Annotated in this window: 6 protein-coding genes and 1 pseudogene; 1 reads left to right on the plus strand and 6 read right to left on the minus strand. The window is 61.4% G+C overall.

Annotated elements, in window-relative coordinates:
- The 6 genes and pseudogenes from EGI20_RS16075 to amgK form a co-directional block, all read right to left on the minus strand.
- Positions 1 to 255: pseudogene (locus EGI20_RS16075) on the minus strand (Holliday junction branch migration DNA helicase RuvB); the annotation flags it as partial.
- Between the two features lie 22 nt (positions 256 to 277).
- On the minus strand, positions 278 to 1,045 hold the full coding sequence (locus EGI20_RS16080) for an NYN domain-containing protein (RefSeq protein ID WP_498632675.1): 768 nt from the start codon (positions 1,043 to 1,045) through the stop codon (positions 278 to 280).
- Between the two features lie 3 nt (positions 1,046 to 1,048).
- Positions 1,049 to 1,642 carry a Holliday junction branch migration protein RuvA gene (gene ruvA, locus EGI20_RS16085; protein ID WP_124736763.1) on the minus strand — a complete coding sequence of 198 codons (594 nt, stop codon included), beginning with the start codon at positions 1,640 to 1,642 and terminating at the stop codon, positions 1,049 to 1,051.
- A 79-nt stretch (positions 1,643 to 1,721) separates the two neighbouring features.
- A complete protein-coding gene (gene ruvC / locus EGI20_RS16090; RefSeq protein ID WP_498632677.1) occupies positions 1,722 to 2,252 on the minus strand; it encodes a crossover junction endodeoxyribonuclease RuvC in 531 nt (176 codons plus the stop codon).
- A 121-nt stretch (positions 2,253 to 2,373) separates the two neighbouring features.
- The gene (murU, locus tag EGI20_RS16095; protein ID WP_498632678.1) at positions 2,374 to 3,069 is read right to left on the minus strand and encodes an N-acetylmuramate alpha-1-phosphate uridylyltransferase MurU; all 696 of its coding nucleotides are present in this window, start codon (positions 3,067 to 3,069) and stop codon (positions 2,374 to 2,376) included.
- A gap of 2 nt (positions 3,070 to 3,071) precedes the next feature.
- Entirely contained in the window at positions 3,072 to 4,103 is a 1,032-nt protein-coding gene (gene amgK / locus EGI20_RS16100) for an N-acetylmuramate/N-acetylglucosamine kinase AmgK (RefSeq protein ID WP_498632680.1), read from the minus strand.
- Positions 4,104 to 4,182: 79 nt separating this feature from the next.
- Here amgK and EGI20_RS16105 point away from each other — a divergent pair.
- A partial coding sequence (locus EGI20_RS16105) for an LPS-assembly protein LptD (RefSeq protein ID WP_498632681.1) occupies positions 4,183 to 5,137 on the plus strand: 955 nt, incomplete at its 3' end.

Below are 5,137 nucleotides of genomic sequence, written 5' to 3' on the forward strand. Positions count from 1 at the left end.
CACGATATGCGCCAGCGTCGTCTTGCCCAGGCCCGGCGGGCCGAACAAAAGCACATGGTCCAGTGCCTCGCCACGGCGCTTGGCCGCCTCGATAAAGATTTCCAGCTGGCCGCGTGCCTTTTTTTGCCCGACATATTCGTCAAGCAGCTTGGGGCGCAGCGCCCGCTCCTGCGCATCCTCATGCGCGGACAGGCTTTGCTGGGTCACGATGCGCGGCGCGGGTGCGCCGCCCATCAGGTTGTCGGTTTCTATCATCTTGCGCTTGTTTCCTGACTGGCTATTTCTTGCGGCCATTAGCCGGCTTGAGTTTGATGGAGATGCCGCCACGCCCCTGCGTGGCTTTTTTCACCTCGAACCAGCCGGATTTTTCCACCAGTTCGGAAATTTTGCGGTAACCGTAGTTGCGCGGGTCAAAGTCGGGCATCCATTGTCCCAACAGGCTGTTGGCACCGCCAAGATCCGCCCAGCCGTCGTCGTCGCCGCTGGCTTCGATCGCCTTCTGGAACTGGGCACGCAATTTGCGGTCCAGCGGACGCAACACCGGCTTGGCTGCGGCGGGCACCTTGACACGCCCCCCCTCGTCCTTGCCCGCGGTTTCCGGCTCGGCCTTGGCCTCGTCCGGCTCGCGCAAGACTTCGACGTAGACGAATTTGCTGCAGGCATTCACAAAGGCGACCGGTGTTTTTTGCTCGCCAAAGCCCCAGACATCCAGCCCGTCTTCGCGCAAGCGCGTTGCCAGACGTGAAAAATCGCTGTCGCTGGAGACCAGACAAAAGCTGTGAAAACGCTCAGAATGCAGCAGATCCATCGCATCGATCACCATCGAGATGTCGGACGCGTTCTTGCCCTTGGTGTTGGGAAACTGCTGGATGGGGTGGATGGCAAAGCGCGCGCACAGATCGCGCCATGCCTTGTCGTGCTTGCTGAAGTCGCCGTACACGCGCTTGAGGGCGAGTACCCCGAGCTTGCCGGCTTCTTCCAGCACGTCTTCTATCCAGGCCGGCGACACATTGTCGGCATCAATCAGTACGGCGACATTGGCCATGACTTATCCTTTCATCAGGTTTTTCAGCGCATAGCGTACGCCTTCGCTGACACCGCTATCGGCCGGCATGCCCTTGATGGCTGCCGCCGCTTCCTTTTCGTTGTAACCCAGCGCCAGCAGAGCGCCGATGATATCGCTCCTGTCGTCGGCCATCATCGCCAGCGGCAGGCCGCCCGGCGTTGCCACCAGCGAGCCGGTCATCAGCTTGCCGCGCAACTCCAACACCAGACGCTCGGCAGTTTTCTTGCCGATGCCGGGCACGGCAGACAGGCGTTTGACGTCTTCGCCGGCAATAGCCAGCGCCAGTTCGTCGGCGGTCATGCCCGACAGGATGGCCAGCGCGATTTTGGCACCGATGCCAGACACCTTGATCAGCTGGCGAAAGGTCTGCCGCTCTTCCTTGCTGGCAAAGCCGAACAAGAGATGGGCGTCTTCGCGTATCACCAGATGGGTATAGAGCGTGGCAGTTTGCCCCAAGGCCGGCAACTGGTAATAGGTATTCATCGGTACATCGACTTCATAGCCGACACCACCCACATCAAGCACGATCTGTGGCGGCAGCTTTTCAATCAGGGTGCCGGATAGGCGTCCAATCATGGGGTTTCTTTCTAATAGAGGGGTTCAGGATTTGCCATGGCGGCGAAGCGGGCGGCAGCGGATGCGCCCTTAAAGGAGATTACGCCAGCCGGCCATTCTTGACGCGCAGACCCTGCTGCGCCAGCGCGCCCATCACGCCGCCGCTATGGTTGGCATGCGCCAGCGCCACGGCCAGCGCATCGGCCGCATCTTCCTGCGGCGTGCCGGACAGATTCAGCATCTTGACCACCATATACTGCACCTGCTCCTTGGGCGCCTTGCCCTGGCCGACGACCGATTGCTTGACCTGCAGCGCGGTATATTCGGCAACCGGCAAGTCCTTCATCACCAGTGCCGCCACACAGGCGCCACGCGCCTGGCCCAGCATCAGGGTGGAGGCTGGGTTGACGTTGACGAATACCTGCTCGACCGCGGCTTCGCTTGGCTGGTAGGTGGCAATCACATCGTGGATGCCGGTAACAATGATACGGATGCGCTCGGCCAGGCTCGCGCCGGGCACGGTGCGTATACAGCCGGAGGCGACATAATGGCGCTGCGAGCCGATCAGGTCGATCACGCCAAAACCGGTAATGCGGCTGCCCGGGTCTATGCCCAGAATGCGCCGGGTCATGGCTGACTGAACCCGGGAAAAGGAGCTCGGGATCCGCCTGAAAAATCCGGGCAGAGCACCTCAGCGGGCGGTGCCCGCAGGCGCCCGGCTGCCAGGCCCCAGCCCCCTGAAATAGTCTTCATCACCACTGTCTTGCGAGCCTGTCCGCCTCGGCCAGCCGCTCGGGGGTTCCCACATCCAGCCATACGCCCTGATGAAACTCTCCGCTGACCTGCCCCTGCTCCATAGCCTGACGCAAAAGAGGTGCGAGCTTGGCCGGCCGACCCGGCTGTGTCGCGGCAAACAGCGCCGGATGGTAGAGGCCGATGCCGGAGAAGGTCAGACCCGTGCCCGGCTCCGGCGTGGCCGCCAGCAGGCCATCCGCCAGCAGGCCAAAGTCACCACGGGCGTTATGAGCAGGGTTGGACACCAACACCAAATGCGCCAGACGTGTCTTACCGTCAAGCAAGGCGGCCTGGGCGGCGAGCTGGCCAAAGTCGATATCGGTCAGCACGTCGCCATTGACCACCATAAACGGCGCATCCCCCAGCAAAGGCAAGGCGGTAGCGATGCCGCCGGCGGTCTCCAGCCCCTGTTCGCCCTCAGCCGAGTAGCGGATGGACAGGCCATAAGCCGCACCATCGCCCAGTGCGGCTTCTATCTTGGCGCCCAGCCAGGCATGGTTAACCACCACCTCGCGCACGCCGGCATCCGCCAGACGCTTGAGATGCCAGCCTATCAGCGGCAGGCCGGCGACCGGCAGCAAGGGCTTGGGGGTGGTGTCGGTCAGCGGACGCATGCGTTCGCCGCGCCCGGCGGCCAGTATCATTGCGCGCATCATCAGCCCTTGAAGCCCAGCACCGGATAGCTCGATTGCAGTTCGGCGTCGGTTTCGTCCTTGCCCACCAGTTCGACCAGCAGGCCATACAAGGGCGCCAGCTCGCCATAACGGCGCGTGGTGCGCTTGAGGTATTTGATAAAGCGCGGAATCTCGGGGCGATATTTTTCCTTGCCGTCGCGGTGATAAAGACGGGCAAAAATGCCGGCGACCTTGAGATGGCGCTGCACGCCCATCCATTCGAAGGCGCGGTAGAAGTCATCAATGCTGTCCGGCACCGGTAAGCCGGCCACGCGTGCCTTTTCCCAGTAGCGGATCACCAGATCCAGCACGAAAGCCTCATCCCACTCGATAAACGCGTCGCGCAGCAAGGACACCAGATCGTAGGCAATCGGGCCATAGACCGCATCCTGGAAGTCGAGCACGCCGGGCTTGCCGGCAGTCAGCATCAGGTTGCGCACGATATAGTCGCGGTGCACATACACCTGCGGCTGCGCCAGTGCCGCATCCAGCAGCACACGGCTCATCTCGCCCCATACCTTGCGCTGGGCGAAATTCAGCGGCTTGCCGATTTCCTTGTCGCAGAACCATTCGGGGAACAGATTCAGTTCGCGCGCCAACAGTGCCTCGTCGTAAGGCGGCAACACCCCCTCGCGGCTCCCTGACTGGATTTCGATCAGCGTGTCGATCGCCTCCAGCAGCAGCATCTTGTGCACTTCGCGCCGCGTGTCGTGCTCCAGCGCGGCGAGGAAGGTCACCTTGCCCAGATCCTCCAGCAGCATCAGGCCCTGTTCGCGATCACGGTCGAGGATGGCCGGCACATGCACCATGGCAAACACTTCGCGCGCATGCACATAGGCATCGGTGTTCATTTTCTCCGGCGGCGCATCCATCACGATGCGGCTCGTGCCGTCCGGAAAGATGGCACGGAAATAACGGCGAAAGTCGGCATCGGCGGCGGCAAACTCGACCTGAATATCGGTTTGGGGAAAGCGCGTGGCTAGCCACGTTTTAAGTACATTGAGTCGCTGCATGGTGGCTTCATTGCGAGATTGGTACAATTGTGCGATTGTACCTTCATTTTTCGGGTTCACCACACGTACCTGAGTGCCCATGCCAGCCATTTTCAGACCGACTCCCCTCGTAGCCGCGCTAGCCGCACTTTTTCTTGCGCCGCCTGCGCTGGCCGATACCCTGCCGGCAGGTTCGCTGACTGTCACCGCCGACGAGCTGTCCGGCCAGATGGACAATGAATTGAAGGCACGCGGCAATGTCGTCGCCATCCGCGATGACCAGACCATTACCTCGGACTGGCTTAATTACTACGTCAAGCGCAACGAGCTGATCGAAGCCGGCGACCGCGTACATATGACCCAGCCGGGCAGCGACATCCTGTCCCAAAAGCTCGACTACTCGATGGCCACCCAGCAAGGCAGCGCCGACGATGCCGTATTTGCCTTCCAGCAGGGCAAGGGTGTACTGCGCGGCAAGAGCGACGAGCTGAAAATACTTGGCGACAAGCACTACGAGCTGAAGCGCACCACGGTCAATACCTGTGACCCCGGTGACGAGTCCTGGTACCTGAAAGCCACCACCGTCGATGCCGACTACACACGCAATGTCGGCGTGGCGCGCAATGCCCGCCTGTACCTGGGCGGCGTACCGGTGCTGTATACGCCGTGGATGGACTTCCCGCTGGATGGCGGGCGCAAGTCAGGCCTGCTGTTCCCGACTTTCAGCGTGGGCAGCGCGGGCCTGGATATCTCCACCCCCTACTACTGGAATATCGCGCCCAACTACGACGCGACCATCTTTCCGCGCTATATCGCCAAGCGCGGCCTGATGCTGGGCGGAGAATTTCGCTATCTGCAACCCGGCTATCAGGGCCAGATGTACACCGAGCAGATAGAAGACAAGGAAACCGACACCCACCGCTATCTGTGGAAAGGCCAGCACCGGCAGCAGATTTCGCCCGAATTGAGCTGGGGCTACGACGCCAGCTATGTATCGGACAATGATTATTTTGACGATTTCAGCGACCGTCTGGCGCAGGTGTCCAGCGACAACC

This window comes from Aquitalea sp. S1-19 (assembly GCF_024343515.1).

What these genes read in the sequence shown, in the direction of transcription:
- amgK (WP_498632680.1), bottom strand. Translation starts at nt 4,103, where the DNA reads ATGCAGCGACTCAATGTACTTAAAACGTGGCTAGCCACGCGCTTTCCC.
- ruvA (WP_124736763.1), bottom strand. Translation starts at nt 1,642, where the DNA reads ATGATTGGACGCCTATCCGGCACCCTGATTGAAAAGCTGCCGCCACAG.
- ruvC (WP_498632677.1), bottom strand. Translation starts at nt 2,252, where the DNA reads ATGACCCGGCGCATTCTGGGCATAGACCCGGGCAGCCGCATTACCGGT.
- EGI20_RS16080 (WP_498632675.1), bottom strand. Translation starts at nt 1,045, where the DNA reads ATGGCCAATGTCGCCGTACTGATTGATGCCGACAATGTGTCGCCGGCC.
- murU (WP_498632678.1), bottom strand. Translation starts at nt 3,069, where the DNA reads ATGCGCGCAATGATACTGGCCGCCGGGCGCGGCGAACGCATGCGTCCG.